The sequence below is a fragment of the Thalassobaculum salexigens DSM 19539 genome (assembly GCF_000423805.1).
GTDB classification, from domain to species: Bacteria; Pseudomonadota; Alphaproteobacteria; order Thalassobaculales; family Thalassobaculaceae; genus Thalassobaculum; species Thalassobaculum litoreum.
Genome location: NZ_KE384093.1, coordinates 700,642 through 727,004 on the forward strand (window position 1 = coordinate 700,642; position 26,363 = coordinate 727,004).

Annotated in this window: 23 protein-coding genes and 1 tRNA gene; 11 read left to right on the forward strand and 13 right to left on the reverse strand. The window is 68.7% G+C overall.

Annotation, left to right across the window (positions count from 1 at the left end; genetic code table 11):
* Positions 1–108: 108 nt before the first annotated feature.
* Positions 109–1,041 (reverse strand): hypothetical protein, encoded by a 933-nt coding sequence (locus G578_RS0107600; protein ID WP_028793727.1) that lies wholly within the window; start codon positions 1,039–1,041, stop codon positions 109–111.
* Between the two features lie 48 nt (positions 1,042–1,089).
* Here G578_RS0107600 and G578_RS0107605 point away from each other — a divergent pair, with 48 nt between their 5' ends.
* Complete coding sequence (locus G578_RS0107605; RefSeq protein WP_038013850.1) at positions 1,090–1,575, forward strand: thioesterase family protein; 486 nt, start codon at positions 1,090–1,092, stop codon at positions 1,573–1,575.
* Between the two features lie 35 nt (positions 1,576–1,610).
* Here G578_RS0107605 and G578_RS0107610 read toward each other — a convergent pair whose 3' ends face one another.
* Positions 1,611–2,780 carry an iron-containing alcohol dehydrogenase gene (locus G578_RS0107610; protein WP_028793729.1) on the reverse strand — a complete coding sequence of 390 codons (1,170 nt, stop codon included), beginning with the start codon at positions 2,778–2,780 and terminating at the stop codon, positions 1,611–1,613.
* 195 nt (positions 2,781–2,975) lie between these two features.
* Here G578_RS0107610 and G578_RS25260 point away from each other — a divergent pair, with 195 nt between their 5' ends.
* Positions 2,976–4,859 (forward strand): monovalent cation:proton antiporter-2 (CPA2) family protein, encoded by a 1,884-nt coding sequence (locus G578_RS25260; RefSeq protein WP_051244257.1) that lies wholly within the window; start codon positions 2,976–2,978, stop codon positions 4,857–4,859.
* A gap of 95 nt (positions 4,860–4,954) precedes the next feature.
* Here G578_RS25260 and G578_RS25265 read toward each other — a convergent pair whose 3' ends face one another.
* Complete coding sequence (locus tag G578_RS25265) at positions 4,955–6,100, reverse strand: alpha-D-ribose 1-methylphosphonate 5-triphosphate diphosphatase (RefSeq protein ID WP_038013853.1); 1,146 nt, start codon at positions 6,098–6,100, stop codon at positions 4,955–4,957.
* A 123-nt stretch (positions 6,101–6,223) separates the two neighbouring features.
* Here G578_RS25265 and G578_RS0107625 point away from each other — a divergent pair, with 123 nt between their 5' ends.
* Positions 6,224–6,967: a DUF1045 domain-containing protein gene (locus tag G578_RS0107625; RefSeq protein ID WP_051244260.1), complete on the forward strand. Its 744-nt coding sequence runs from the start codon at positions 6,224–6,226 to the stop codon at positions 6,965–6,967.
* A gap of 270 nt (positions 6,968–7,237) precedes the next feature.
* On the opposite strand, the gene G578_RS25270 is transcribed toward G578_RS0107625, so the two are convergent.
* Positions 7,238–8,503, reverse strand: a complete 1,266-nt coding sequence (locus G578_RS25270) for an Hsp70 family protein (RefSeq protein WP_038013855.1) — start codon at positions 8,501–8,503, stop codon at positions 7,238–7,240.
* Positions 8,504–8,636: 133 nt separating this feature from the next.
* Complete coding sequence (locus tag G578_RS25275) at positions 8,637–9,665, reverse strand: GlxA family transcriptional regulator (RefSeq protein WP_051244263.1); 1,029 nt, start codon at positions 9,663–9,665, stop codon at positions 8,637–8,639.
* A gap of 278 nt (positions 9,666–9,943) precedes the next feature.
* On the opposite strand from G578_RS25275, the gene G578_RS0107640 reads away from it, so the two are divergent.
* On the forward strand, positions 9,944–10,612 hold the full coding sequence (locus G578_RS0107640; protein WP_028793731.1) for a hypothetical protein: 669 nt from the start codon (positions 9,944–9,946) through the stop codon (positions 10,610–10,612).
* A 29-nt stretch (positions 10,613–10,641) separates the two neighbouring features.
* Here the strand turns inward: G578_RS0107640 and G578_RS0107645 are convergent, their stop codons facing one another.
* The gene (locus G578_RS0107645; RefSeq protein ID WP_028793732.1) at positions 10,642–11,370 is read right to left on the reverse strand and encodes a VIT1/CCC1 transporter family protein; all 729 of its coding nucleotides are present in this window, start codon (positions 11,368–11,370) and stop codon (positions 10,642–10,644) included.
* A gap of 168 nt (positions 11,371–11,538) precedes the next feature.
* Between G578_RS0107645 and G578_RS0107650 the strand changes: the two genes are divergently transcribed.
* Positions 11,539–13,212: a formate--tetrahydrofolate ligase gene (locus G578_RS0107650; protein ID WP_038013859.1), complete on the forward strand. Its 1,674-nt coding sequence runs from the start codon at positions 11,539–11,541 to the stop codon at positions 13,210–13,212.
* A 270-nt stretch (positions 13,213–13,482) separates the two neighbouring features.
* Here G578_RS0107650 and G578_RS0107655 read toward each other — a convergent pair whose 3' ends face one another.
* Positions 13,483–14,346 (reverse strand): LysR family transcriptional regulator, encoded by an 864-nt coding sequence (locus tag G578_RS0107655; RefSeq protein ID WP_028793734.1) that lies wholly within the window; start codon positions 14,344–14,346, stop codon positions 13,483–13,485.
* Between the two features lie 103 nt (positions 14,347–14,449).
* Between G578_RS0107655 and acdA the strand changes: the two genes are divergently transcribed.
* The 3 genes from acdA (at position 14,450) to G578_RS25280 (ending at position 18,192) form a co-directional block, all read left to right on the forward strand.
* A complete protein-coding gene (acdA, locus tag G578_RS0107660; RefSeq protein ID WP_028793735.1) occupies positions 14,450–15,688 on the forward strand; it encodes a 3-sulfinopropanoyl-CoA desulfinase in 1,239 nt (412 codons plus the stop codon).
* Positions 15,689–15,742: 54 nt separating this feature from the next.
* Positions 15,743–17,368, forward strand: a complete 1,626-nt coding sequence (locus G578_RS0107665; protein ID WP_028793736.1) for a thiamine pyrophosphate-binding protein — start codon at positions 15,743–15,745, stop codon at positions 17,366–17,368.
* 98 nt (positions 17,369–17,466) lie between these two features.
* Entirely contained in the window at positions 17,467–18,192 is a 726-nt protein-coding gene (locus G578_RS25280; RefSeq protein WP_051244266.1) for a class I SAM-dependent methyltransferase, read from the forward strand.
* 156 nt (positions 18,193–18,348) lie between these two features.
* Here G578_RS25280 and G578_RS0107675 read toward each other — a convergent pair whose 3' ends face one another.
* The 5 genes from G578_RS0107675 to G578_RS0107695 form a co-directional block, all read right to left on the reverse strand.
* On the reverse strand, positions 18,349–18,801 hold the full coding sequence (locus G578_RS0107675; RefSeq protein WP_028793737.1) for a MaoC family dehydratase: 453 nt from the start codon (positions 18,799–18,801) through the stop codon (positions 18,349–18,351).
* A 5-nt stretch (positions 18,802–18,806) separates the two neighbouring features.
* Positions 18,807–19,925 (reverse strand): threonine synthase, encoded by a 1,119-nt coding sequence (locus G578_RS0107680; protein WP_038013862.1) that lies wholly within the window; start codon positions 19,923–19,925, stop codon positions 18,807–18,809.
* An 11-nt stretch (positions 19,926–19,936) separates the two neighbouring features.
* Positions 19,937–21,001 carry a tartrate dehydrogenase gene (locus G578_RS0107685; RefSeq protein ID WP_028793739.1) on the reverse strand — a complete coding sequence of 355 codons (1,065 nt, stop codon included), beginning with the start codon at positions 20,999–21,001 and terminating at the stop codon, positions 19,937–19,939.
* An 88-nt stretch (positions 21,002–21,089) separates the two neighbouring features.
* Entirely contained in the window at positions 21,090–21,989 is a 900-nt protein-coding gene (gene panC / locus G578_RS0107690; protein ID WP_051244269.1) for a pantoate--beta-alanine ligase, read from the reverse strand.
* A gap of 131 nt (positions 21,990–22,120) precedes the next feature.
* Positions 22,121–22,420, reverse strand: coding sequence for a hypothetical protein (locus G578_RS0107695; RefSeq protein WP_028793741.1), 300 nt, complete (start codon positions 22,418–22,420; stop codon positions 22,121–22,123).
* Between the two features lie 395 nt (positions 22,421–22,815).
* Between G578_RS0107695 and G578_RS0107700 the strand changes: the two genes are divergently transcribed.
* A complete protein-coding gene (locus G578_RS0107700) occupies positions 22,816–24,330 on the forward strand; it encodes an ABC-F family ATP-binding cassette domain-containing protein (RefSeq protein WP_028793742.1) in 1,515 nt (504 codons plus the stop codon).
* A 190-nt stretch (positions 24,331–24,520) separates the two neighbouring features.
* Positions 24,521–24,596: transfer RNA gene (locus tag G578_RS0107705), tRNA-Ile, on the forward strand.
* Between the two features lie 85 nt (positions 24,597–24,681).
* Here G578_RS0107705 and G578_RS0107710 read toward each other — a convergent pair.
* Positions 24,682–25,251 carry a PAS domain-containing protein gene (locus tag G578_RS0107710; protein ID WP_028793743.1) on the reverse strand — a complete coding sequence of 190 codons (570 nt, stop codon included), beginning with the start codon at positions 25,249–25,251 and terminating at the stop codon, positions 24,682–24,684.
* A 296-nt stretch (positions 25,252–25,547) separates the two neighbouring features.
* Between G578_RS0107710 and G578_RS0107715 the strand changes: the two genes are divergently transcribed.
* Complete coding sequence (locus G578_RS0107715) at positions 25,548–26,357, forward strand: alpha/beta fold hydrolase (protein ID WP_038013865.1); 810 nt, start codon at positions 25,548–25,550, stop codon at positions 26,355–26,357.
* The last annotated feature ends 6 nt before the right edge of the window (positions 26,358–26,363 follow it).

Here is a 26,363-nt window from a genome sequence, read left to right on the forward strand (position 1 = left end):
GCGGGATCACGGTCGGAACCGGAAATGCGTGCCAGGGTCACGAGCCAACAGTATCGCCGATTTTGCCGTCCCCTCCAACCGCAAGCCGCCCGCGAGGGCGCGATTCCGTCAGGTGGAAAGCCGGCGATAGACCGGCCGCAGGAGGGCCGGCAGCAGATAGATCGGAAACTGCAGGACGGCCAGATACAGGAAGGCGTCCGGATGAAATGCCGCAGGCGCGGCGCCCAGCACGATCGCCATGTTCCGGTTGCCCGCGATCAGCGCCACCGTCGTCGCGGTCCGGCGTCCGGCCGGGAGGAACAGCAGAAAGCCGAGTCCCTGCAGGATGAGGCTGACGGCGAACACCAGGGCGATCATCCCGGCGACCTTGACCGGGTCGGCGATCGCCGCCTGGGTCACGCCGTCCATGACCGCCACCGCGAAGACCAGCATGACCAGGACGAAGGCGCCGTCGAGGGCGTCGGAATAGCGCTGGATGCGGGCGCGGCCGGCGACCGCGCGGATCACGGCGGCGATGCAGCCGGCCAGGGCCAGCATGCCGGTCAGCCGCAGCATCAGCTCGCCCACCCCGATATGCAGTTCGACCCCGATCAGACCGAGGATCAGCGGCGGCAGGGTCAGCGGCATCAGCAGCCCGCCCAGGGTCATGACCATCAGCGACAGCGCACCGTCCAGGCGCAGGATCGTCGCCAGCGCGGTGACCGAGACCAGCGGCGGCGAGGCCGTCCACACCACGACTGCGACCGCCACGCCGATGCCGAACATGCCTTCCAGGTCGAACGCCGAGACCCCGGCCCAGCCGATCGCCGGCGACACCAGCAGCACGAATCCGACCACCGGCAGCACCCGGCCGGGAGACCGGGCGGCCTCGACGATGGCGGCGGGCTGCAGGCGCAGCAGCGAGAACACCAGCATCACGACGATCGAAGGCACCAGCAGCGGCCGCGCCATCGTGGCGAGGTCCGGCAGGGCGAGGCCGACGAACACGCCGGCGGCCAGCAGGGCCGTCGCGTGTTTGCCCATCCAGGCAAGCGCGGTCATGATCCGCCGCTCAGACGGATCTTCGAAACGGGACTATTGGAGCAAGGCATGAACGACGCGGGATGGTTCGACTCGGGGGCGGCCAAGGTGCGCCCGGATTGGATCGACTACAATGGCCACATGAATGTCGGCTACTACCTGGTCGCGTTCGATATCGCGACCGAGGAAGTGTGCGTTCATCTGGGGATCGGCGAATCCTACCGTCGGGCCAAGGACGCGTCGATCTTCGTTCTCGAGGCGCATGTGACCTATGACCGGGAAGTGGGCGAGGGCGCGCCGCTGGCATTCCGCTCGCGGATCGTCGACCACGACGCCAAACGCTTCCACCTGATCCATCACATGTACCATGCCGAGGAAGGCTTCCTGGCGGCGACCAACGAGCTGATGTGCATGCATATGGACCTGACGGCCAAGCGCTCGGCGCCGATGCCGGCGGAGGCCCTGGCCAAGGTCGAGGCGCTGCACGCCCAGCATCGGGCGGCGGGCGAGCTCGACGGTATCGGCCGCAAGATCGGCATCCGCCGCAAGGGCTGAGGTGGGAGAGGGCCGCCGCCCTCTCCCCCTGAAGTTTAGCGATTGGCGGCCCAGACCTGCTTGTACAGCTCGACGATCTCGCCGTGCTCCGGGATGCGCGGGTTGTTGGCGTGGGAGCCGGACGCGATGCACTGGGACGCCATGGTCTCCATCAGCCCGGTCCACTTCGCCTCCTCGATGCCATAGGCCGGCGGCGTGGGGACCTGCAGATCCTCGTTGGTCTGGTACAGCCAGTCCAACAGCTTGTTGGCGGCATTCTCGTCGCTGTCCTTGGCGTCGGCCGCCCCGATCAGACGGCCCGCCTGGGCGTAGCGGTCGAGGGCCGCCTCCAGCGAGAACTTGGTCACCGCCGGCAGCAGCATGGCGTTGGACAGGCCGTGCGGCACATGGAAATGCGCGCCGATCGGCCGGCTCATACCATGCACCAGGGCGACCGAGGCGTTGGAGAAGGCCAGGCCCGCCTGGGTCGCCCCCAGCATCATCTGCTCGCGCGCCGCGCGGTTGTCCGGCTCGAAGCAGGCGGTCTTCAGGTTGGCGCCGATCCGCTGCATGGCGGCGATCGCCATGCTGTCGGAATACGGGTTCCGCTTCTGGCTGACGAAGGCCTCCAGGGCGTGGGTGAAGCTGTCGATGCCGGTATCCGCGGTCAGGCGGAACGGCTTCTTCATGGTCAGCTCGAAGTCGACGATGGCCGCGTCCGCCTGGCCGGCCAGGCACATGACCAGCATCTTCTCGTCGGTTTCCACATCGGTGATCACCGTGCCGCGGGTGACCTCCGAGCCGGTGCCGGCGGTGGTCGGGATGCAGAGCAGCGGCACGGCGGCGGTATCGACGCCGTTCGGCACCTTGTAGTCGCGCATCTGCCCGCCATGGGCGGCCAGGATGTTCATCGCCTTGGCGGTGTCCATCGGCGAGCCGCCGCCGAAGCCGATCAGCCCGTCGAACCCCCCGGAGCGCAGCCGCTCGGTGCCGGCCGACACCACCGTGGTGGTCGGGTCGGGCACGGTGTCGGAGAACACGTCATAGGCGATGCCCGCCTTGGACAGCGGGTCGGTGAGCTGCGCGATCATGCCGGAGGAGACCATGAACGGGTCGGTGACGATCAGCGGCCGGCTGACCTGCAGCTTCGCCAGCACTTCGCCGACCCGGCCGATCGACCCGCCGCCGATCAGCATGATTCTCGGCCCAAAGATCGTGGCGCTCATGACGCATCCCCCAATAGCATTGCGATGTTTGATGATTGTGTGGGCGCGCACGATACGCGAGGCACGGAAAAAGCCGCAAGCGCCGCTGCAGCACTCCCACTCGCGGGTCTCTCACCGCGCCAAGGCCCATCCATGTTAAACTAATCCGACCGGGCATCAATTCGGCCCGACACCGACGATTGAACGGGAACGCGCATGGCCGGCATCCAGGACACGGTGGTCTTTCTGACGGCGGCGGTCATCGCCGTGCCCGTGTTCCGTAAGGCCGGCCTCGGCGCCCTGCTGGGATATCTCGGCGCGGGGATTGCGATTGGCCCGTCGGTGCTGGGATTGATCGACGACGTCGATGCGATTCTGCACTTCGCCGAGTTCGGTGTGGTGCTGCTCCTGTTCATCATCGGGTTGGAGCTCATGCCGGCCCGTCTCTGGGCCCTGCGGCGGCCGATCTTCGGACTGGGCACCGCCCAGGTGGCGATCAGCGCGGCGCTCATCGGCCTCGGCTCCTATGCGCTTGGATTCGGCGTGCAGACGGCGATCGTCATCGGGCTCGTGCTGGCCCTGTCGTCCACAGCCTTCGCCGTGCAGACCCTCGCCGACCGGGGCGAGCTGCGCACCCAGCAGGGCCGCGCCGCCTTTTCCATCCTGCTGTTCCAGGACATGGCGGTGATCCCGCTCCTGGCGGTCCTGCCCTGGATCGCCCAGGCGCCGGGGCTGGTGGAGGAGGGGGCGACCGAGGCGGTGCTGGCGGATACCGACTATCTTTCCATCGCCTATTCCATCGTCACTGTCGCGCTGATCATCGTGGTCGGCCGCAAGGTGCTGCGGCCGCTGCTGCGGGTGGTGTCCAGCACGGGGGTGCAGGAACTGTTCACCGCCGCCGCCCTGCTGGTGGTGCTCGGCATGGCGCTGGCGATGGAGCGGATCGGCCTGTCCATGGCGCTCGGCGCGTTCCTCGCCGGCGTGCTGCTTGCCGACAGCGAGTATCGGCACCGGCTGGAAGCGGATATCGAGCCGTTCAAGGGGCTGCTGCTCGGCCTGTTCTTCATTGCCGTCGGCATGTCGATCGACCTGGCGCATTTCTTCGACGCGCCGCTCAAGACCTTCGGCGCCGCACTCGGCCTGGTCGCGGTCAAGGGGCTGGCGATCTTCGTCCTGGCCCGGGCGGTGCGGATGAAATGGGAGGCGGCCCTGGCGCTGGCCGCCGTGCTGCCCCAGGGCGGCGAGTTCGCCTTCGTGCTGTTCGGCGAGGCGATCAATGTCGGCGCGGTGGATCGCTCGACCGCCGATTTCCTGATCCTGGTGGTGGCGATCTCCATGGCGATGACGCCCTTCGCCGTCCAGCTCGCCGATGCGGCGCGAAACCGGTTCTCCCGCAAGGTGGCCGGCCCCGCGACGACGGAGGAAATGGAGGATCACGACGCCCAGGTGATCATCGCCGGCTTCGGCCGCTTCGGTCAGATGATCGGCCGCATGCTGAACATGCGCCGGATCAAGTTCGTGGCGCTGGACAGCGACCACGATCGCATCGCCATCGCCCGGCGCTTCGGCAACGACGCGTATTTCGGCGACGCCTCGCGCCTGCAGATTCTGGAAGCCGCCGGGGCGGGGCGGGCCAAACTGCTGGTGATCGCGGTGGACGATCCGGAGCGTGCGGATTCGGTGGCGCGCGTCGCCGGCATGCATTTCCCGAACCTGAAGCTCTTCGCCCGCGCCCATGACCGGTTCCACGTCTACCGGCTGATGGAACTCGGGGTCGACCAGGTGGTGCGCGAGTATTTCGACAGCAGCCTCGACATGGCCGGTCGGGTGTTCCGCGAACTCGGCGTTCCGGGCCGCAAGGCCGACCAGATGGTGAAGCGCTTCAAGGAATACGACGAGCAGCTCCTGCGCGAGCAATACGCCATCCATCGCGACGAGGCGGAGATGATCCGCACCCAGAAGGAAGCCGCCGCCCATCTCGCGAGCCTGTTCGAGCACGACCAGGAAGCGGCCGAACTCGAGGCAGAAGAGGAAGCGGCCAAGGCCTCGGGCGAGGCACCGCGTCCGGTGGAGCGTCCTCGTCAGACGGCGGCGGAATAGCTTCTCTATTCGTCATCCCGGTCGGTCCCGGTCTCACCCCGGGTCGAGCCCGGGGATGAACCGGGATGACGGAGAGTTGGGAGAGTAAAGGGTTCCTACGCCGTCGTCCGATACGCGTCTCGTCCTTCAACCACCGTGGCCAGGACCTTCGCCGGCACGCCGTTGCGCTGGTCGAGCACTACAAGATCCGCGCGCTTGCCCGCTGTCACCGTGCCCCGGTCGTCCAGCCCCGCCGCCCTTGCCGGGTTGGTGGAGACCAGTCCCCAGGCCGTCGCGAAATCGCAGTCGCCGTCCTGCACCAGCCGGAACGGCGCCTGCACCAGCGCCGGATAGTAGTAGTCGGACACCAGGATGGTGCAGCGTCCTTCCTTCACCTCGGTCGCCGCCCGCACGCCGCGCGTCCCCATATGGCTGCCGCCGCGGATGATGTTCGGCGCGCCGCAGATCACCGGATCGCCCAGCGCCACCGCCTTCTCCGCCGTCGGCGTGTTCATCGGGAACTCGGCGATGCGGCAGCCCAGGCCGTGGTACCAGCTCCGCAGATCCGGATCGTCGTCGTCATGGCTGGCCAGCGCCACGCCGTTGTCCAGCGCCGCCTTCGACAGCCGCTCGATGGAGGCCGGCACGTCCGGCTGGCGGCCGCAGACCTCGCGCAGCAGGTCCATGAACTGGTCGTGGCTGAGGCCGGTGCGGCCGACATAGGTGGCGGTCGACTTCCCGTTCTGCTCGATCTCGCGCAGGCTCACATGGCTGTGGTCGTTGAAGGCCAGCAGGTCCACCGTGCCGTCGGCCAGCCAGTCCAGCACTTCCTTCTCGGCGGCGAGGTTGTGGGTCTCGTGGCGCAGGTGGAAGCGGGTGTCGCAGCCGAGACGCGGCTTGGCCGCTTCGATCGCCGCCTTGACCTTCAGGGTCGACTCCCGACCGCGCAGACCCGGCTCCCAGGAATAGGTGACGCCGTGATAGGCGGTGGAGATACCGTTCGCCAGCATCTGCGCGTCGGTATCCTGCAGGGCGAGGTCCATCGGGAAATGCACGCCCGGCCGCGGCATGATCTGGCGCTCGAAGGCGTCGCCGTGCAGATCGATGACCCCCGGCAGCACCCAGGCGTCGCCCGCGTCCCAGACATTGCCGGAACTTTCGGCGCCGATGGCGGAGATCGCCCCGTCCTCGATCGTGACCACCGTATCCGCGACCGTGCCGTCGGCCAGCAGCACGCGCCGGCTCGCGATCCCTCTTTTCATCGCCGTCTTCTCCTGTGGGGGCACGCATGGCATAACCGGCGCGCCGAGAGGCTGGTGCTTCTAGATACCCGTTTCGGGCCGGTTCGCGCCATATGCCAGAGTGAATTTCACCGGAGTGTCACAATGGTCGAGTTCCCCAGCTTTCCTGGCGGCGCAACAGACGAACCGGACCCTGCGGCGCCGCGCTATGCCCTGTATGTGGCGCCGGAGCCGGGATCGCCGCTGGCGGAGTTCGGGGCCGACTGGCTGGGGCGGGACTGCGCGACCGGCGAGCGCCGGGTTCAGCCGGCCGTCCAGGGGCTGAGCGCGGACCGGCTGGCGGAACTGACCGAGAGCGCGCGCGGCTACGGCTTTCACGCCACCATCAAGCCGCCCTTCTACCTCCGCGAGGGACGCAGCGAAGACGAGCTGCTCGCCGCGTTTGCCGACTTCGCCAAGGGGCGTGAGCCGTTCGAGGTACAGCTCGGGCTGCGCTCGCTCGGCGGGTTCCTGGCGCTGATGATGACGCCGCCGGACCACCGGATTAGCGCATTGGCCGCCGATGCCGTGCGCGATCTGGACCCGTTTCGGGCCCTGCCCGGCGACTCGGAGCTGGCGCGGCGGCGGACGGCCGGCCTGTCGGCCCAGCAGGAGACCCTGCTGCAGCAGTGGGGGTATCCCTATGTGATGGGCGAGTTCCGCTTCCACATGACCCTGTCGGCCCGCCTGCCGGACGGTCCGGAGCGCGACGCGATGGTCGCCGCCCTGACCCCGCGCGCCGAGGCGGTCACCGCCGAGCCGTTCCGGGTGGACGCGGTGGCGCTGTTCAAGCAGCCGCGCAAGGGGGCGGATTTCATCCAGGTCGAGCGGTTCGGGTTTGGAGGGTAGCGACCGCCCTCACGCTCATCCCTCTCCCGTCATCCCGGAGAGCCCCGGACCTGATCCGGGGCTGGGGGCCGGGACCCGGTATACGGCGTTGGGGACTGGGTCCCGGCCGATCTCCGGGTCGAGCCCGGAGGTCGCCGGGATGACGGTGTTTTATTTAGTTAAATCATAGCTCTACTCGTCATCCCGGACGACCCCGGACCTGATCCGGGGACGGGCCGGGACCCGAACGTCAGCAGCTCGGTCCTGAATCAAGTTCAGGACGACGATCGGCTATTTGACCGCAGCCGCCTTCGCCAGCCCGTTCACCACGCCGCAGAACGGATCCGACGACACCAGCTTGGCCCCCGGAACCCCGGCCGCCAGGGTGTCGCGCACGACCGGGAGCAGCGTGGTGCCTCCCGTCAGAACCATGTGGTCGATGTCGCGCGCGTCCACGCCGGCAAGCTCCAGCGTATGCGTCACCGCATGGCGCAGGCTCTCCAGCTCGTGGCGGATGGCGTGGCGCAGCCGACTTTCGTCGACCACCGGCGCGGGCGCACCGTCCAGATCCGGCAGGGCCAAGGTGGTCTCCCCGCCGGAGCCCAGGCGGATCTTCAGCGCCTCCACCCGTGCCGCCAGCCGGTGGCCGAGCCGGCGATCCATCACATGCAGCAGCCGGTCAATCTTCTCCGGCTCCAGCGCCAGGCGCTGGATATCGACGATCTCGCTGCGGTTCTTGGCCGAGTAGAACAGGTGGATCTTGTGCCAGGTCGCCAGGTCGCTGAAATACGACGCGGGCACCGGCAGGATCTCCTTCGACGTCAGGCTGCGGGTCTGCGAGCCCAGTCCGAGCAGCGGCATCGCCGTGTCCAGGGAGATTCGCCGGTCGAGATCCGTGCCGCCGATGCGCACGCCGAAATTCGCCAGGATCTCGAACCGGTTCTCGCCGCTGCCGGTACCGCCCGGATGCCAGCGCGCGACCGAGAAGTCCGAGGTCCCGCCGCCGATATCGGCGACCATCACCAGCCTTGGATCCTCCATCAGGTCGCCCGCGTCGATCATCGCGGCGACCGGCTCGTAGACGAACCGCACCCGGGAGAAGCCGGCATCCCGGAAGATCCCGTGCAGATAGGCCTCGGCCTCGGCGTCGCGCTCGGGGTCGTCGTTGAACCGTACCGGCCGACCGGCGACCAGGGTGGTGAGGGAGGCGCCCTCCCGGCGTTCCACATCCGCCTTCAGGAAGGCCACGAAGCGCAGCAGAAGCTGGCGGAACGGCCAGGGGCGACCCCCGAGGATGGTGCGCTCCTCCGTCAGGCTGGTGCCCAGGATGCTCTTCAGCGCCCGCAGATAGCGGCCGTCATCCTCGGCCAGGAAGCAGGCTTCCGCCTGGGTACCGAACAGCAGGGCGCGTTCGTCCTCGCTGTAGAACAGGGCGCTGGGGACCAGGGTGCGGCCGTCCTCGAAGCGGTGCAGCACCGGCGCGCCGTCGCGCACGAATCCGATCGCGGAATTCGACGTGCCGAAATCCAGCCCGGCCGCCAGCCCTTGCGCGCCCATGAACCCGTCCCCCCGCCCGATCGACCAAAGCATAAAAGGGCCCCTGCGTCGGCAGGGGCCCGTGAGATGTCCTGAAAATCGAGGCGGACCCTAGTCGATTTGCCGCCGGGCTGTCACTCGGAAGTGTCTCGGCTCAGGCCTGTCCGGCCAGCACCGGCAGTTCGTCGGCCATCAGCGCGATCCGGGCGCTGCCGGTCACCCCGCCGATCGCCCGCTCCGCCCGCGGCGTGCGGCCGAAGCATTCGCGGTAGCACTTGGAGAAGTGGCTGGCCGACACGAAGCCGCAGGCCAGCGCCACCGACAGGATCGACATCGACGTCTGGGTCAGCAGCTGCCGCGCCCGCTGCAGGCGCAGGGTCAGGTAATAGCGGGTCGGCGTGGCATTCAGATACTTGCGGAACAGCCGCTCCAGCTGCCGGGTGGACAGGCCCGCCCGCTCGGCCAGATCGGTCTGGGTCAGCGGTTCCTCCAGGTTGGCTTCCATCTCGCTGATCACCGAGATCAGCTTGGGGTGGCTGACGCCGATCCGGGCGCGCAGTTCCATGCGCTGGTGGTCGTGCGGCTCGCGGATGCGGTCGTGGATGAACTGCTCGGACACCTGGTTGGCCAGGGTCTGGCCGTGCTGCCGGCCGATCAGGTGCAGCATCATGTCCAGCGACGCGGTGCCGCCGGAGCAGGTGAAGCGGTCGCGGTCGATCTCGTACAGGTCGGAGGAGACCTCGATCTCCGGGAACTCCTCGGTGAAGCCGCCCAGGTTCTCCCAGTGGATCGTGCAGCGCCGGTCGTCCAGCAGCCCGGCCTTGGCCAGCACGTGGCTGCCGGTACACAGCGCGCCCACCGCCCGGCCCTGGCGCGAGGCGCGGCGCAGGAAGCCCAGCACCCGTTCGTCCTCGAATTTCTGCACGTCGATGCCGGCGACCACGGCGACCACCTTCTCGCGGTCGAGCTGTGCCATCGGCCCGTCGGGCACCACCTCGATGCCGTTGCTGGCGGAGACCGGCCTGCCGTCGACGCTGTACACCCGCCACTCGTAGAGGGTCTCGTTCGCCATCCGGTTGGCCGAGCGCAGCGGCTCCACCGCCGAGGCGAAGGCCATCATCGAGAAATTGTTGACGAGCAGAAACCCGATGCGCGTCGGAATTTCGTTTGGATCATCAAACATCGCGAGACTGCACTCCCAGCTAGCCTCATTGGACGCTTTGACGGCCCGGGTGCGTGAGCATCAGGTGTCGGGCGCAGACTACTGCGATTCCCGGATCCCACGCATTCACAAAATCGTCTCAGGTCCCGAAAAAGGGTTAACGCCGTATACACTTACAGCGGCCGAGAGCAAGTGCGATCATGCTTCGGCCGCCGGGAGACGGTCGCGCGAGGCCGGCCGGCTCCCGCGCCTTGGTCGGATCCTGGCAAGAGAGTTGCCGTCGGGGAGGGCGTCCGGGAATGATCGTGTCGTCCTATGCCGATCTCGCCGCAGAGCTGTCCGCGCTCGGCCTGATCGCGCGCGGCGGCTTCGCCGTTCGGCCCGAGGACGGCCTGGATGGCGTCGCGACCTTGGTGCTGGTCGGCAACGCGGGACCCGCATTCTGGCCGGCCTTCGCGGCGGGGCGTCGGACCGAGCCGGATCCGCTGGATGCCTGGGTGCGCCGCGCGCTGGAGCCGGTGGCGCGCCGCGTCGGCGCCCGGGTTGCGATGCCGGATGACGGGCCGCCCTATCATCCGTTCCAGCAATGGGCGATGCGCGCCGAGCCGGTGCATCCCGCGCCGCTGGGCCTGCTGATCCATCCCGCGTACGGGCTCTGGCACGCCTATCGCGCGGCGCTGCTGTTCCCGACCGCGATCGGGCTGCCCGAGCCGCCGACGGCGGCCGGTCCCTGCGAGACCTGTGTCGGGCGGCCGTGCCTGTCGGCCTGTCCGGTCGGCGCGTTCGACGCGTCCGGCTACGACGTAGACGCCTGCCGCGGCCATGCCGGCGGCCCCGACGGAGCGGCCTGTCGAGACGGCGGCTGCCTGGCCCGCCATGCCTGCCCGGTGGGCCGGGACTACGCCTATGGCCCGGAGCAGCAGGCCTTCCATATGGCGGCCTTCCTGCCCCGGTCCCGACAGCCTTAGAGACGGGCCTCGGAGAATGGAGGCTGGCCTTAGAGGCCGGCGTCGCCGACCAGCCCGCGCAGCAGATGGCCGACCGCATAGGCTATCCCGGCGGCGGCGAGGCCGATGGCCAGGGTCTCCGCACCCGAGCGCCACCAGGGGGCCAGGGACCAGCGCGCCTTGGCCGAGCCGATGGCGAAGAACACCGCCGCCGTCACCGCCGTCGACACCGCGAGTCCGCCGCCGGCCATGTACGGGATCAGCGGCACCAGTCCGCAGACCACGAAGGCGGAGAACGTCACCCACGCCGCCGTCCAGGGCGAGCGGGTGACGGGAGCCAGGTGGTGCTCCTCGACCAGCATGGTCTTGGCCCAGCGCTCCTCGTCGGCGGTGATGGTGTCGACGGCGCGCTCCAGGGCGCGGCCCTCGAACCCCTTGGCGGCGAAGATCTGCCGGATCTCTTCGCGCTCGCCGTCCGGTTCGGCGGCGATGTGCCGGTGCTCCATGGCGAGCACCCGGGCGGCGTCGTCCTTCTCGGCCTTGGTGCCGGAGTAGTTGGCGGCGGCCATCGAGAACCCGTCGGCGATCAGGTTGGCGAAACCGAGGATCAGGATGACTCCGACCGACAGCTCGGCTCCGGCCACGCCGGCAACGATGGCGAAGGTGGTGACGGCCCCGTCGATCCCGCCATAGATCCAGTCGCGCAGATACATCGCGTCCGGCCGCCCGGCGATGCGGCGGCGGATGGAGGCGGGGTCATGGGCGTGTTCGAGCGGCATGGGCGGTAGTGTAGCGGCGAACCCCGTTTCGCGACACGGCGTCCCTAAGCCCATGAGTGTCGCAATTCGGCAACCACATCCCCGGCCGTTGCCGCTAGTCTCCGGCGCGTAGCGTCAATCAACCCATCGAAACCGCCGATGGGGATCGCCCGAAGGGAGGGGCCGGCCATGGTGAAGTCCGATATCGAGATCGCCCGCGAGGCCAAGATGCAGCCGATCATGGAGATCGGCGCCAAGCTCGGCATCGCGCCCGAGCACCTCATGCCCTACGGCCATACCAAGGCGAAGATCGATCTCGGCTATATCGAGAGCCTGGCCTCCAACCCCGACGGCAAGCTGATCCTGGTCACCGGCATCAACCCGACGGCCGCCGGCGAGGGCAAGACCACCACCACCGTCGGCCTCGGCGACGCGCTGAACCGGATCGGCAAGAAGGCCGCCATGTGCCTGCGCGAGCCGTCGCTCGGTCCCTGCTTCGGGGTCAAGGGCGGGGCGGCCGGAGGCGGCTATGCCCAGGTGGTTCCGATGGAGGACATCAACCTCCACTTCACCGGCGATTTCCACGCCATCGCCGCGGCCAACAACCTGCTGGCGGCGCTGATCGACAACCACGTCTATTGGGGCAACGCGGTCGGGCTCGACCCGCGGCGCATCGGCTGGCGCCGCGCGCTCGACATGAACGACCGCGCCCTGCGCTCGATCGTCAACTCGCTCGGCGGGGTGGCCAACGGCTTCCCGCGCGAGGACGGGTTCGACATCGTCGTCGCCTCGGAGATCATGGCGATCCTGTGCCTGTCGACCTCGCTGGACGACCTGAAGCGCCGGCTCGGCCAGATCGTGGTCGGCCAGACCCGCGACCGCGACCAGATCTTCGCCCGCCAGCTCGAGGCCGACGGCGCGATGACCGTGCTGCTGAAGGACGCGCTGTCGCCGAACCTGGTGCAGACGCTGGAGAACAACCCGGCCTTCATCCATGGCGGCCCGTTCGCCAACATCGCCCATGGCTGCAACTCGGTGATGGCGACCCAGACCGCGCTGAAGCTCGCCGATTACGTGGTGACCGAGGCCGGGTTCGGCGCCGATCTGGGGGCGGAGAAGTTCTTCGACATCAAGTGCCGCAAGGCCGGCCTGTCGCCGGCGGCCGCCGTCGTCGTCGGCACGGTGCGGGCGCTGAAGATGCATGGCGGGGTGGCCAAGGAGGATCTCGGCCACGAGAACCTCGAGGCGGTGCGCAAGGGCGTGTCCAACATCGCCCGCCACGTGGAGAACACACAGAAATTCGGCGTGCCGGTGGCGGTCGCCCTGAACCGCTTCATCACCGACACCGACGCCGAGATCGAGGCGGTGCGCAAGGAGCTGGAGAGTCTGGGCGTGGAGGCCATCGAGTGCACCCACTGGGCCGACGGCTCGGCCGGCACCGAGGCGCTCGCCCATCACGTGGTCGGTCTGGTCGAGGGCGGCACGGCGGCGTTCAAGCCGCTCTACGGCGACGAACTCGGCCTGAAGGACAAGATCCGCACCATCGCCAAGGAGGTCTACCGGGCCGACGACGTGGTGTTCGAGGGCAAGGCGTCCACCGCCATTGCCGATATCGAGAAGAACGGCGGCGGTTCCTACCCGGTCTGCATCGCCAAGACCCAGTACAGCTTCTCCACCGACCCGAACGCCAAGGGCGCGCCGACCGGCCACACCCTGCCGGTGCGCGAGGTGCGGCTGTCGAACGGGGCGGAGTTCGTGGTCGCGGTCTGCGGCGAGATCATGACCATGCCGGGCCTGCCGCGCGTCCCGGCGGCGAACAAGATCACCCTGAACGCCGAGGGTCAGATCGAGGGGCTGTTCTAAGCCTGCGGTAGCGCCGTCAACTCAGCATCGTCATCCCGGACAAGCCCGGACCCGATCCGGGCTTGGGCCGGGATCCTGATGTGGACGCGTATGCTGGGTCCCGGCCCGTCCCCGGATCAAGTCCGGGGCCGTCCGGGATGACGGGTTTGGTTTTCGGCCGTCCTATTCCTCAACCCCTCCCGTCGTCCTGACGAAGGTCAGGACCAAGCTGCCGGCGCCGGTGCACCGCAGATCCTGATTGCCATCAGGATGACGGGGGGAGATGCGGAGCTAGCCTCCCGCCCGTAGCTCCTCCAGCAGCAGCGCCGTCGCCGCGGTCACGTCGCCGCGCTCGCGTTCGACCAGGGCGACCCGGCGCACGACCGCCGGATTGCCGAACGGCACCGTGCGCACCGTCTCGCGCAGTTCCTCGGTCACCGACTCCGCCGGGGCCACCGCCACGCCGAGGCCGCGCGAGACCATCGCCAGGATCGCCTCGATCGAGTCCAGCTCCATCGCCTCCGACACCACGATCCGGCGCTGGCGTAACGCCGTGTCGATCACCCGGCCGACCCCCGTGCGCCGGTTGAAGCGCACGAAGGGGAGGGTGCGCAGCAGGTCCCGGTCGGTGCGCCCAGCGGCCCCGATCGGGGCGGCGACCACCAGCGGCTCCTCGTGGATCGGGTTCAGCACCAGTCCGCGCTCCAGCCGCGGTGTCTCGGTCACCACGGCGGCGTCCAGCGCGCCCTGAGCCACCCGGCGCAGCAGGTCGGCGGACAGGCCCGATTCCACCCGGATGCGCAGCTCCGGTGCCCGCACCGCCAGCCGGGCCAGGGCCGCCGGCACCAGCCCGGTCGCCGCCGTCGGGATGATCCCCAGCCTCAGCCGGCCCCGCGCGCTCGTCCCCGCCGCGACCGCGCGGATATCCTCCGACAGCCGTACCAGCTCGCGCACCCGGGACAGCAGCCCGTCGGCGGTGTCGTTCAGCACCGGCGGCCGCCGCGCCCGGTCGAACAGGGCGGCCCCCAGCTCCTCCTCCAAGGTCTTCATCTGCATGGAGACGGCCGACTGGGTCACGCCGACCCGCTCGGCGGCGGCGGCAAAACTGCCGCTGTCGGCGATGGCGAGCAGGGTCTCGAGATGCCGGATGTTCATGGCATAAAGTAAGGATAACTGAAGAAGATGATCAAGATTATTCGCTTGTTTGAAGTCGGGTGCGGCGCGAGGATAGCTCACGCTTTCGTGAGGGAGGAAATCCATGAGCTTTGCCCTGACCGCCGCCCAGGAAGAGTTGCGCGCCAAGGCCCGCGATCTGGCCGAGACCGTGATCGCGCCGCGCGCCGCCGAGGTCGACCGCAGCGAGCAGTATCCCTGGGACAACGTGAAGGCGCTGACCGAGGCCGGCTTCATGGGCATGACCGTGCCGAAGGAACTGGGCGGCGCGGGCCACAGCTTCCTCGACGTGGTGCTGGTCATCGAGGAGATGGCGGCCCAATGCGGCGTCACCGGCCGCATCGTCGTGGAAGGCAACATGGGCGCGATCTCCGCGCTCCTCCAGTACGGCAGCGAGTGGCAGCGCAGGATCGCCGCCGAGCATGTGCTGTCCGGCGACAAGCTGGCGATCTGCATCACCGAGCCCGATGCCGGCTCCGCCGCCACCCAGATGACGACCCGCGCCGACCGGAAGGGCGACACCTACGTCCTGAACGGCAAGAAACACTGGATCACCGGCGGCGGGGTGTCGAAGCTGCACCTGATCTTCGCCCGGGTGTTCGACGAGAGCGGCGAGGAACTCGGCATCGGCGGGTTCATCGCCTTCCGCGACGAGGACAAGGGGCTGGTCATCGGCACCCGCGAGCCGACCATGGGCCTGCGCGGCATTCCCGAGACCGAAGTGCTGTTCCAGAATCTGGAACTCTCCGCCGACCGGCTGGTGATGCCGCCGAGCGGGCTGAAGCGCGGCTTCGCCGACCTGATGAACGCCTATAACGCCCAGCGAGTCGGCGCCGGCACGGTGGCGCTGGGGCTGGCCGAGGGCGCCTATCGCCGGGCGCTGACCTTCTCCAAGGAGCGCGAGCAGTTCGGCCGGCCGATCGCCGAGTTCCAGGGCCTGCAATGGATGCTGGCCGACATGAGCGTGCAGGTGGAGGCGGCCCGTGCCCTGATCTGGCGGGCGGCGGCGACCGAGGGCACCAACGGCAGCCCGTTTCCGGATAGTCTGGCGGCGGCCCAGTCGAAGATCTTCGCCTCGGAGATGGCGATCAAGGTGACGACCGACGCCCTGCAGGTGTTCGGCGCGCGCGGCTATTCCCGCAACTACCCGATGGAGCGGATCCAGCGCGACGCCCGGATGTTCACCATCGGCGGCGGCACGGCCCAGATCCTGCGCACGGTGGTCGCCTCGCGCCTGCTGGAGCGCAAGCTGCCGCAGACCCGCGACGGACACCACAAGCTGGCCGAGGCCGAGCAGGCCGCCCGCATCCAGGCCGCCGAATAAACGCCGCCATATAGCCGCCGCCATACAGCCGCCGCCATACAGCCGAGGACTCCCATGACCGAGATGGTGCGCGCCGCCGACCTGCTCGCGCGGCGCCTGTACGAAGCCGGTTGCCGCTACGCCTTCGGCATCCCCGGCGGCGAAGTGCTGACCATCGTCGACGCGCTGGAGAAGGCGGGCATCGAGTTCCGCCTCGCCAAGCACGAGAACGCGGCCGGCTTCATGGCCGAGGGCGTGCACCACATGACCGGCGCGCCCGGCATTCTGGTCTGCACCGTGGGTCCGGGGGCGGCGAACGCGGTCAACGTCGCCGCCAATGCCGAGCAGGACCGGGTGCCGCTGATCGTCATCACCGGCTGCGTCGACGAGGACGAGGCGGTCACCTACAACCACCAGGTCTTCGACCACCAGCAGATCTTCCGCCCGATCACCAAGGCGAGCTTCCGGGTCAGCGCCGGCGCGATCGACGCCCTGGCCGACAAGGCGGTGGCCATCGCCCTGGACCAGCGTCCCGGCCCGGTGCATCTGGATCTGCCGATCGCCGTCGCCGCCGCCGAGGTGCCCGTCCCTGCGCGGCCGATCCGCCGGGTGCCGGACATGGCCGCCGTGCCCGCGGCAGGCCCCGACCTCGAGACCGCCTGCGCGTGGCTGGCCGAGGCGGAGAAGCCGGTGATGGTCGTCGGCCTCGACGTGGTGACCCAGGGTTGCGCCGACGAGGTTCGGGCTTTCGCCGAACGGTTCGCCATCCCGACGGTCGCGACCTACAAGGCCAAGGGCGTGGTGCCGGACGACAGCCCGCTGTCGCTGGGCGGGGCCGGGCTCTCCCCGGTCGCGGACAAGCAGATCCTGCCGCTGCTGAAGCAGGCCGATCTGATCCTGCTGGCCGGCTACGATCCGATCGAGATGCGGGTCGGCTGGCGCGATGTCTGGGACCCGACACAACAGCGGGTGATCGACATCACCGCGGCGCCCAACACCGCCTATATGCACCAGGCCTCCCTCGCCTTCGTCGGCCATGTGGGCAAGACCCTGTCGGTAATCGGCGACCGTGTGACGGCGAAGCCGACCCGCTGGCCGGGGGGAGAGCCGGCGGCGGCCCGTCAGGCCCTGGCCGGCGCCTATGGCCAGAACGAGGCCTGGGGTCCTGCCGCCATCGTGACCACCGTGCGCAAGGCGCTGCCGCGCGACGGCGTGATCACCGTGGACAGCGGCGCCCACCGCATCCTGGCGAGCCAGGTCTGGGAGAGCTTCGTGCCGCATGCGGTGCTGCAATCCACGGGGCTGTGCACCATGGGCTGCGCCCTGCCGCTGGCCATCGGCGCGAAGATGGCGGCACCCGATCGTGGGGTGGTCGCCTTCACCGGCGATGCCGGGCTGGAGATGATCCTGGGCGAGCTGGTCACCCTGCGTGACGCCAAGGTGCCGGTGGTGGTCGTGGTCTTCGTGGATGCGTCCCTGGCGCTGATCGAGCTGAAGCAGCGCGCGATGACCTATGCCAATGCCGGGGTGGACTTCCCCGAGACCGACTTCGCCGCTCTGGCGAGGGTGCTCGGCGGCCGCGGCGTGGTCTGCGAGGATCGGGAAAGCCTGGGGACGGCAGTGAGCGAGGGTCTGAAGGCTGACACCTTCACCGTCTGCGCCTGCCGCATCGATCGCAAGAGCTACGACGGCCGGATTTAGCCCCTGGCGGGCGCTCACCCTTCGGTTCAAATTTCGTCATCCCGGCCAAACCCGGACTTGATCCGGGATTGGGCCGGAACCCAGCACCGGAGACCGACATGTCCGATCCCGTCTGGACTGAAGACACCAGCGCCGCCTTCCGCGACCTCGCCCACTACGCCGTGCCGGAGCGCGAGCTGCAGGTGGAGACGATCCTCTCCCTGATCCCGCAGCCCGATGGTGCGGCCCTGGCGATGGATATCTGCTGTGGGGCGGGTGGGCTGACGGCGGCGATGCTGGAACGGTTTCCGACCCTGCGGGTGCTGGCGCTGGACGGGTCGCAAAGCATGCTGGAAACCATGCGGGCGGCGGCCGGCAGGGACGCGGAGCGGCTGGACACGGCACTCATCGACATCGCCGACACGGCCTGGCGAACGCCTCCCGAGCCGCTGCACACGGTCGTTTCGTCGCTGGCGATCCACCATCTGGACGGGCCGGGCAAGCAGCGGCTCTTCGCCGACATCCATGCCGCGCTGAAGCCCGGCGGCGTGTTCGTCATGGCCGATCTGGTCGAGCCCGTGACGGCGGCGGGTCGCAGGATCGCCGGCGATGCCTGGGACGCCGAGACCCGCCGCCGGGCGCCGGACACCGACGGCACGCTGGGCGGCTACGAGCGGTTCGTGGCCGAGGACTGGAACTACTACCGCCTGCCGGGGCCGGACCCGATGGACAAACCGTCGAGCGTGACGGACCTGCTGGACTGGCTGCGGGCGGCGGGGTTCACCGGCGTCGATCTGCACTGGATGAAGGCCGGCCACGTGATCATGAGCGGGGTCCGGGGCTAGGACCCCGTTCTGTTGCGCGTTCACCGTCATCCCGGACACGACCGGGCTCGACCCGGGCTTGGGCCGGGACCAAGGGTTTGTGCGGCTGGGTCCCGGCCGACCTCCGGGTCAGGCCCGGAGCTCACCGGGATGACAAAGGCAGGAGTGACAAGGGCGTTATTCGCTGGGCCGCGTCGCCAGCAGGTGGTGCATCTCGCAGGTCATCACCACCTCGTCGTTCTGGTTCTTCGTCGTATAGGCCAGCTTCACCCGGCCGAACGGGCGGGACGAGGAGGGTATCAGCTCCATCACCTCGGCCGTCGCCGACAGGGTGTCGCCCGGACGCACCGGGCGGGGCCAGCGCAGGTTGTCCATGCCGGTGCCGCCGACATTGGTCTCCTGATGCGGGCCGGCCTGCCAGATCAGGCGGAAGGTCAACGCCAGGGTATGGAAGCCGCTGGCGATCAGGCCGCCGAACATCGTCGCTTCCGCATCCGGCTTGGAGACGTGGAACGGCTGCGGGTCCCATTTGAAGGCGAAGTCGACGATCTGGCTTTCGGTCACCGTCACCCGTTGGCCGGTGAGCACGTCGCCGACCTGGAAATCCTCGAAATACTTCTTCTCGCGCACGCGGACTACTCCATCAGGGCGTCGAGGCTCTTCAGCCCGTTGCCGGTCATCACCACCACCGTGTCCTGGTTCGGGGAAATCGTCCCGTCGGCGACGAGCTGGTCGTAGCCGGTGGCGGCGAGCGCGCAGGACGGCTCCACCAGCGCGCCCTTGGACGCCAGCATGCGGACCGCCGGCAGGATCTTCTCCTCGGCGACGGCCACGGCTCCGCCGCCGGTATCCCGCAGGGCGGCGACGCATTCGGCCGTGCGCACCAGCTTGGCGGCGGCCACGCCCTCGGCGATGGTGGGCTGCGGGGTGAAGTCGACCGGCGTGTCGGCATTCGCCACGAACGCCCGGACCAGGGCGCCGACATTGGCCGGCTGGGCGGCGAACAGGCGCGGCACCCGGTCGATCTCGCCGCGCCGCTTCAACTCGTCGAAGCCGATCCGGCAGCCCAGCAGGTTGGAGCCGTAGCCGACCGGGATCACGATGTTGTCCGGCACGGTGAAGCCGGACTGTTCCCAGATCTCATAGGCCAGCGTCTTCGTACCCTCGATGAAGAACGGCTGCCAGTTGTGGGAGGCGTAGAACACGCCCGCCTCGGCCAGCTTCAGCGCCTTGGCAGCCACGTCCTGGCGGGTGCCTTCGACCAGCTCGACCACGGCCCCATAGGCCCGCATCTGCGCCACCTTGGCGGCCGAGGTCCTGGCCGGCACCAGCACCGTGCATTTGATCCCCGACGCGCCGGCATAGCAGGCCAGCGAGCCGGCGGCGTTGCCGGAACTGTCGAGCATCACCTCGCTGATGCCGTGGGCTTTCAGGTAGGCGACGAGCACCGCCATGCCGCGGTCCTTGAACGAGCCGCTGGGCATCAGGGATTCCAGCTTCAGGCGGACATTGCCGCCCTCCAGCGCCATGGGGATCAGCGGGGTGCAGCCCTCACCCAGCGGCACCCGGGACGCCTTGTCGACCCGGATCGCCGACGCGTAGCGCCACAGCGAGCGCTCGGCCATGTCGATGTCGTCCCGGCTTAGACCTTCGCCCTCGGTGAGGTTGACCGGCGCCCCGGTTTCGGGGCACCGCCAGATCGGCGTGTCGACCGGATAACGATGGGCGCCGTCGCGGGTGACGTAGGCGGTCAATTCTGGCGCGCTCACTTCACGGCAGCCGCGATCGCATCGCCCAGATCCTTGGTCGCCGCCTGACCGCCGATATCCGGGGTCTTCGGGCCGGCCTCGGACAGCACGGTCTCGATCGCCTTGACGATGTCGTCGGCCGCCGCCTGGTGGCCCAGGTGCTCCAGCATCATCGCCCCGGACCAGATCTGGCCGATCGGGTTGGCGATCCCCTTGCCGGCGATGTCCGGAGCGGAGCCGTGCACCGGCTCGAACATGGAGGGATAGTCGCCCTCCGGATTGATGTTGGCCGAGGGCGCGATGCCGATGGAGCCGGCCACGGCCGGGCCGAGATCGGACAGGATGTCGCCGAACAGGTTGGAGCCGACCACCACGTCGAACCAGTCCGGATGCAGCACGAACTGCGCGGTCAGGATATCGATGTGGAACTTGTCGGTGGCGATGTCCGGGTATTCCTTGGCGATCGCCTCGAAGCGCTCGTCCCAGAACGGCATGGTGTGGATGATGCCGTTCGACTTGGTGGCCGAGGTGACCTTCTTCTTGCCGACCCGCTGGCACAGGTCGAAGGCGTAGCGCATGACCCGGTCGCAGCCCTTGCGGGTCATGACCGTCTCCTGCATGGCCATCTCGTTGTCGGTGCCCTGGAACAGGCGGCCGCCGATCTCGGAGTATTCGCCCTCGTTGTTCTCGCGCACGACCCAGAAGTCGATGTCCTCGGGGCCGCGGCCGGCCAGCGGGCATTTCATGCCCTTCATCATCCGCACCGGGCGCAGGTTGATGTACTGGTTCATCGACCGGCGGATCGGGATCAGCAGGGACCACAGGGAAACGTGATCCGGCACGCCGGGGAAGCCGACGGCGCCGAGGAAGATCGAGTCGTGGGTCTTGAGCTGCTCCAGCCCGTCATCGGGCATGAACTTGCCGGTCTTGTGGAAGCGCTCGCAGCTCCAGTCGAACTCGGTGAAGTCGTACTCCAGGCCGTGCTTGGCGCCGACGGCCTCCAGCACCTTGATGCCCTCGGGCACGACTTCCCAGCCGATGCCGTCGCCCGGAATCACCGCGATCTTCAACTTCTCGGCCATGCCGCCTGTCCTCCCGCGTGTCGATTGGCTCTCTTAAGACCTTGTCCGCGGTTATAGAGGGCAGGCGTTGGCGGCGGAAGGGGGCGACTCACACCCCGATATTGTCGATCAGCCGAGTTTCGCCCAGACGGGCGGCGGCGAACAGGCGGGCCGGACGGATGACCGGATCGGTGCCGCTGAGGGCGGCCAGGGTCTCGGCGTCGCGCATCTCGATATAGTCGATCGGCCCGAAGCCCTCGGCGGACAGGGCGGCGATCGCATCGGCGCAGGCGGCGGAGATGTCCCCGTCGCCTGAGCGGATGCGATGGGCCGCCTTCACCATCTCCTGGTGCAACCGCGGCGCCTGGGCGCGTTCGGCGGCGGAGAGGTAGGTGTTGCGCGACGACAGGGCGAGCCCGTCGGCCTCGCGCACGGTCGGGCAGCCGATGACGTCGATGGGTATGTCCAGATCGGCGGCCATGCGGCGGACCACCAGGAACTGCTGGAAGTCCTTCTCGCCGAAGAACGCCTTGTCGGCGCCGGACTGCAGAAACAGCTTGGCGACCACCGTGGCCACCCCGTCGAAGAAGCCGGGGCGGGCGATGCCGTCGAGACAGTCGGTCAGGTTGGCGACGGAGACCGTGGTGGCATGACCCGCCGGGTACACTTCGGACGGGATCGGCGCGAAGACCGCATGGGCGCCGACGTCGCGCAGGGCGGCCAGATCGCTATCCCAGGTGCGCGGATAGGTGTCCAGATCCTCGCCCGGCGCGAACTGCTTCGGATTGACGAAGATCGACACGATGGTGCGGTCGCAGACGTCCTGGGAGGCGGCCACCAGGCTCAGATGCCCGGCATGCAGGGCACCCATGGTGGGGACGAGGCCGACGGACAGGCCCGCGCGGCGCCATGCGGCGACGAGGGAGCGGAGATCGGCAATTGTGCGGGCGACGACCGGCTCATCCTTCGGCGAGCGGGAGGCGGCCCCGGGGGCGGGGGTCTGGGTCATGGCGCCGGTCTATCAAACCGGTCGGCGGGCGAACAGTCTCCGACTGCGCATGACGTGATGCCCCGTTCCGCATACCGCCCCCGCATACCGCCCCGACACTGGCCGGGGCGGATGCGACGGGGTGTTGCCGCTCAGTGGTGCGGCTTGGCGGCGGGCGGGTTCAGATAGGCGCCCAGCGCCCGAAGGCCGATGATGGGCAGCCGGAACAGGGCCACGACACAGCGCCGGACTTCCTCGGCGCGCATGCGCTCGCCGCGGCGCATGTGCATGCGGATCACGGCGTCGTCGATCACGGCGACCGGCTTGGTGAGAGGGGGGACAGAGGCGGTGCTGGCCGAGGCTTCGCTAGCATTGCGGCCGGACAGCCACTCGTTTTCCTGCGCGGTATAGGGATGCATGTGGATCACCTTGGTGTGTTGGCAGACGTCCACCTCCCGGATCTAGGCTTCTTATTGCTCCCCTGACCATCGTTTCTCGACGGCTCACGCGATTACGTCCTGACGCTGAAGATAGCCCCTTTGCTGCGATGCACAAGGGAAATTGTGCATCGCAGCAAAGGTCAGTGATGCAGACCTATTTTGCAGTTTTGTGTCGGTCGCACGTCCGGCTTGTCACGATGCGCCGGTGTGGCTATCAATCGGTGTCCCTGATGCCGAAGAAAGAAGGGGGAAGCCGGTGCTCTACCAGCGCTTCCATGACCGTACCCGAGGACCTGTCCACGCCCCGCGCCTGATCTCGCGGGGCTGACCGGGAAACGCATCGCCGTCTCATCCGTCAGCCTCTCCGGCGCGCGTGTCGCGCCATCCTGACTTCCGATGAGACCGTCATGTCCCTGATCGCCGTCAAAGACCTTTCCCTGATTCGCGCCGAGACCCTGTTCGCCGGGCTCGACCTCTCGATCGCCCGGGGCGACCGCCTCGGCCTTGTCGCCGCCAACGGGCGCGGCAAGTCCTCCCTGCTGCGCATCCTGGCCGGCGGGGAGGACGCCACCACCGGCGGCGTCACGCGCTCCCGGGGGCTGGTCGTCGCCTTCGCTCCCCAGGATCCGCCCGAGCGCCTGCTGTCCCTCAGTCTGTACGATGCGGTGCGCGACGCGCTCGCGCCGGAGATCGCGGAGACGGAAAGCTGGCGGGTGGACATCCTGCTCGAGGACCTCGCCGTGGAGCAGGCGACGCGGGACACCGCCGTCGACCGTCTGTCCGGCGGGTGGCAGCGCACCATGCTGCTCGCCCGTGCGGCGGTGGTCGAGCCGGACCTGCTGCTGCTGGACGAGCCGACGAACCATCTGGATATCGGTCGCATCGGCGTGCTGGAGCGGTTTCTGGCCGGCCTGCCGCGGGATTGTGCCGTGGTGGCGGCCAGCCACGACCGCGCGTTTCTCGACGACGTGACCAACCGCACCCTCTTCCTGCGCCCCCAGGAGAGCGCCGATTTCGCCCTGTCGTACACCGCCGCCCTGCACGCGCTGGAGGAACGCGATGCCGCCCGCGACCGGCAGTTCGAGAACGACATGCGCAAGGTGAAGACCCTGCGCCAGCAGGCGGCCAAGCTGAAGAACATCGGCATCAACTCCGGCTCCGACCTGCTGGTGGTGAAGACCAAGCAACTTTCCGACCGGGCCGACCGGCTGGAGGAGCGGGCTCGCCCCGCCCATCACGAGCGCTCCGCCGGCAACATCCGCCTGACCGCAAGCGGTACCCATGCGAAGGCTCTTGTCACGGTGGAAGGGGCCGAGATCGCCACGCCGGACGGACGCGTGCTGGTGAAGATCGGCAAGGCGCTGATCAAGAATGGCGACCGGGTGGCGCTGCTGGGTGAGAACGGCAGCGGCAAGACCCGGCTGGTCGAACGGGTGCGGGCCGCCCTGTCGGACGCGGACCCGCAGATCCGCGGTGCGGCAAGCCTCAGGCTCGGCTATTCGAACCAGGCGCTGTCGCAGCTCGACGGGTTCGCCACGCCGTGGGAAGCGGTCAAGCAGTCCAGCGGGCTGAGCGACCATGTGGCGCGTTCGCAACTGGCCGGGGCGGGGATCGGCGTCGATGCGCAAACCGCGCCCATCGCCCGTCTGTCGGGCGGTCAGCGGGCGCGGCTGGCGATGCTGCTGCTTCGTCTGACGGAACCGAACTTCTTCCTGCTGGACGAGCCGACCAACCACCTGGACATCGAAGGGCAGGAGATGCTGGAGGAGGAACTGATCCGTCACCAGGCCGCCTGCCTGCTGGTCAGCCACGACCGCGCCTTCGTGCGGGCCGTCGCCACGCGGGTCTGGGTGATCGAGGACAGGCGGCTGGTCGAGGTCGACGATCCGGATCCGGTCTTCGACCGGCTGATGGCCGGATGATCCGGTGCCGTGGGAACCGGGCGGCCGGGAGACGGCGCCACCGGGTCCCGTTCCGGGGCGCCTGTCATCGGCCCCGATGCGGGCGACGAAAGCGGCCCGGATGCGGTCGATCCGGTTACGCGCGTTGACAATGTGGCGACAGCGCGACGATAAGTGGTGGCGGAGGTTGCGGCTTCGCGCCGCGGCCGGGGGGCCCGTAGTTCAGCGGTCAGAACGCGCCGCTCATAACGGTGTTGTCGCAGGTTCGAATCCTGCCGGGCCCACCATTTCCAGGGTGGCCCGGCTATCGGGCGTCGGACCTTGCGGGGGCGGTTCGCCCCGCCGTGTGGCAGCGCCGGTCGAGGTAGCCCCTCACAGCATCAGGCAGCCCGGGCAGGGCAGGTTGCGGATCGGCAGAACGATCGGCTTTGCGCCGTCGATGAATTCGGTGTCGGTGCTCGGCGCGGCGGTCGGACGGCGATACAGCGTCGCGCCGTAGACAGACGTCACCACGCCGTCCTCCGCCATCGGCAGGGCCAGGCGCTCGGTATGCAGGGGATACATGCCGGCCCGGTAGAGCGGCCCCACCGCATAATGGATCGCCGGGGTGTCGATCACCTCGCTCAGGGCGAGGTGCATCTCCGTCTCGTGGTCCTTGAACAGGTCGTCCACGTAAATGTCCGCCACGCGGCGGTTGAACAGCGCGCGGATCTGCTCGCCGGCCAGCAGGAACTTGTAGCGGCCGGTGCCAGGCTCGCGCTGAATGATCCAGAAGCGGCTCAGCAGGGACGGGACGCGCGTCGGGTCGAAATCCTTGCGCTCGGGCACGCGGCCGTCGACGTATAGCGTCAGCCAGTACCGCAGGAACCCCTTCAGCGTGTCGTCGCCGAACCTGGGAAAGGCCGCCGGGATGTCGCCGCGGTCGCACGCGCAGGCAGGCACGTATTCTCCGAGGGGCAGCTTGCGGCCGGCGCACAGCTCCCCACACTGAAGGTTATTGGTCCCAGGGTTCGGCACCTGCACATCCTCCAATCGCGATCTGTTGTGGACCGTAAGGGCCAAGTCATAAGAACTAATTAATTTAAATTGCTGCATATTCGTTACCGTCGAATCCCGCCCAGCGGAAATGGGGCGCGCACGCGTTAAGCCATTGATGGGGGGCCAGGTTGGCTCTACGGATGGTAAAGCCCGCCTCAATGCCTCCCGGAACGGGCCGGACTTCTTCGGAGTTGACGCCCATGGCCTTCCCCGACCGACAGACCCTCGACCTCGACCATGGCCGCATTTCGTACCGGCAGGCGGGATCCGGACCCGATCTGGTCCTGCTGCACGGCCTCGCCGGCAATTCCCGCACCTGGGAGGAGCAGATCGAAGCGTTTTCCGGCTCGTGGCGCGTGACCGCGTGGGATGCGCCCGGATACGGGCTGTCCGACACGGTCGCCCCGACCGTGGACGCCTATGCGGCGACGCTGGCGGCACTGGTGGACGCGCTGGATCTGCCGACCTTCGTTCTGCTCGGCCATTCGATGGGTGGCGTCGTCGCCGGACGCTTCGCCGGCACGTATCCCGGCCGGCTGCGCGCGCTGGCCCTGTCCTGCACGCTGCTGGGCCGGCGCCAACCGGCGGGCACGCCGCTCAGCGAGCCCTATCTCGCCCGTCTGACGGAACTGGAAACCCTGCCGGCACGGGAATACGGCGCGCGGCGGGCGAAGAGCATGGCGGCGCCGGGCTGCGCCCCGGAGATCATCGAGCGCCTGGCCGGCATCGCGGCGGAGACCCGGCGCGAGGGGCTGGCGGAGGCCATGCGCCTGATCGCCGAGGCCGACAACACCGACGCCCTGGCCGCCCTGTCGATTCCGGTCCTGGTCCTGACCGGGGAAGAGGATCGCACGGTCACCCCAGATCTGAGCGGCGCTCTGCTGGATGCCCTGGCGCGCGGGTCGGCGCGGGTTCGCACCGCCGTCCTGCCGAGGGTCGGCCACGCGCCGTATCTGGAGGACACCGCCGCCTATAACGCCGCGCTGAAGTCCTTCCTCGACGGCCTCTGATCGCGT

What these genes read in the sequence shown, in the direction of transcription:
- G578_RS0107605 (WP_038013850.1), top strand. Translation starts at nt 1,090, where the DNA reads ATGAACGACGCGGGATGGTTCGACTCGGGGGCGGCCAAGGTGCGCCCG.
- G578_RS0107610 (WP_028793729.1), bottom strand. Translation starts at nt 2,780, where the DNA reads ATGAGCGCCACGATCTTTGGGCCGAGAATCATGCTGATCGGCGGCGGG.
- G578_RS25260 (WP_051244257.1), top strand. Translation starts at nt 2,976, where the DNA reads ATGGCCGGCATCCAGGACACGGTGGTCTTTCTGACGGCGGCGGTCATC.
- G578_RS0107625 (WP_051244260.1), top strand. Translation starts at nt 6,224, where the DNA reads ATGGTCGAGTTCCCCAGCTTTCCTGGCGGCGCAACAGACGAACCGGAC.
- G578_RS25275 (WP_051244263.1), bottom strand. Translation starts at nt 9,665, where the DNA reads ATGTTTGATGATCCAAACGAAATTCCGACGCGCATCGGGTTTCTGCTC.
- G578_RS0107685 (WP_028793739.1), bottom strand. Translation starts at nt 21,001, where the DNA reads ATGGCCGAGAAGTTGAAGATCGCGGTGATTCCGGGCGACGGCATCGGC.
- G578_RS0107700 (WP_028793742.1), top strand. Translation starts at nt 22,816, where the DNA reads ATGTCCCTGATCGCCGTCAAAGACCTTTCCCTGATTCGCGCCGAGACC.
- G578_RS25270 (WP_038013855.1), bottom strand. Translation starts at nt 8,503, where the DNA reads ATGGGCGCGCAAGGGCTGGCGGCCGGGCTGGATTTCGGCACGTCGAAT.
- G578_RS0107600 (WP_028793727.1), bottom strand. Translation starts at nt 1,041, where the DNA reads ATGACCGCGCTTGCCTGGATGGGCAAACACGCGACGGCCCTGCTGGCC.
- G578_RS0107665 (WP_028793736.1), top strand. Translation starts at nt 15,743, where the DNA reads ATGACCGAGATGGTGCGCGCCGCCGACCTGCTCGCGCGGCGCCTGTAC.
- panC (WP_051244269.1), bottom strand. Translation starts at nt 21,989, where the DNA reads ATGACCCAGACCCCCGCCCCCGGGGCCGCCTCCCGCTCGCCGAAGGAT.
- G578_RS0107650 (WP_038013859.1), top strand. Translation starts at nt 11,539, where the DNA reads ATGGTGAAGTCCGATATCGAGATCGCCCGCGAGGCCAAGATGCAGCCG.
- acdA (WP_028793735.1), top strand. Translation starts at nt 14,450, where the DNA reads ATGAGCTTTGCCCTGACCGCCGCCCAGGAAGAGTTGCGCGCCAAGGCC.
- G578_RS0107640 (WP_028793731.1), top strand. Translation starts at nt 9,944, where the DNA reads ATGATCGTGTCGTCCTATGCCGATCTCGCCGCAGAGCTGTCCGCGCTC.
- G578_RS0107715 (WP_038013865.1), top strand. Translation starts at nt 25,548, where the DNA reads ATGGCCTTCCCCGACCGACAGACCCTCGACCTCGACCATGGCCGCATT.
- G578_RS25265 (WP_038013853.1), bottom strand. Translation starts at nt 6,100, where the DNA reads ATGAAAAGAGGGATCGCGAGCCGGCGCGTGCTGCTGGCCGACGGCACG.
- G578_RS0107655 (WP_028793734.1), bottom strand. Translation starts at nt 14,346, where the DNA reads ATGAACATCCGGCATCTCGAGACCCTGCTCGCCATCGCCGACAGCGGC.
- G578_RS25280 (WP_051244266.1), top strand. Translation starts at nt 17,467, where the DNA reads ATGTCCGATCCCGTCTGGACTGAAGACACCAGCGCCGCCTTCCGCGAC.
- G578_RS0107645 (WP_028793732.1), bottom strand. Translation starts at nt 11,370, where the DNA reads ATGCCGCTCGAACACGCCCATGACCCCGCCTCCATCCGCCGCCGCATC.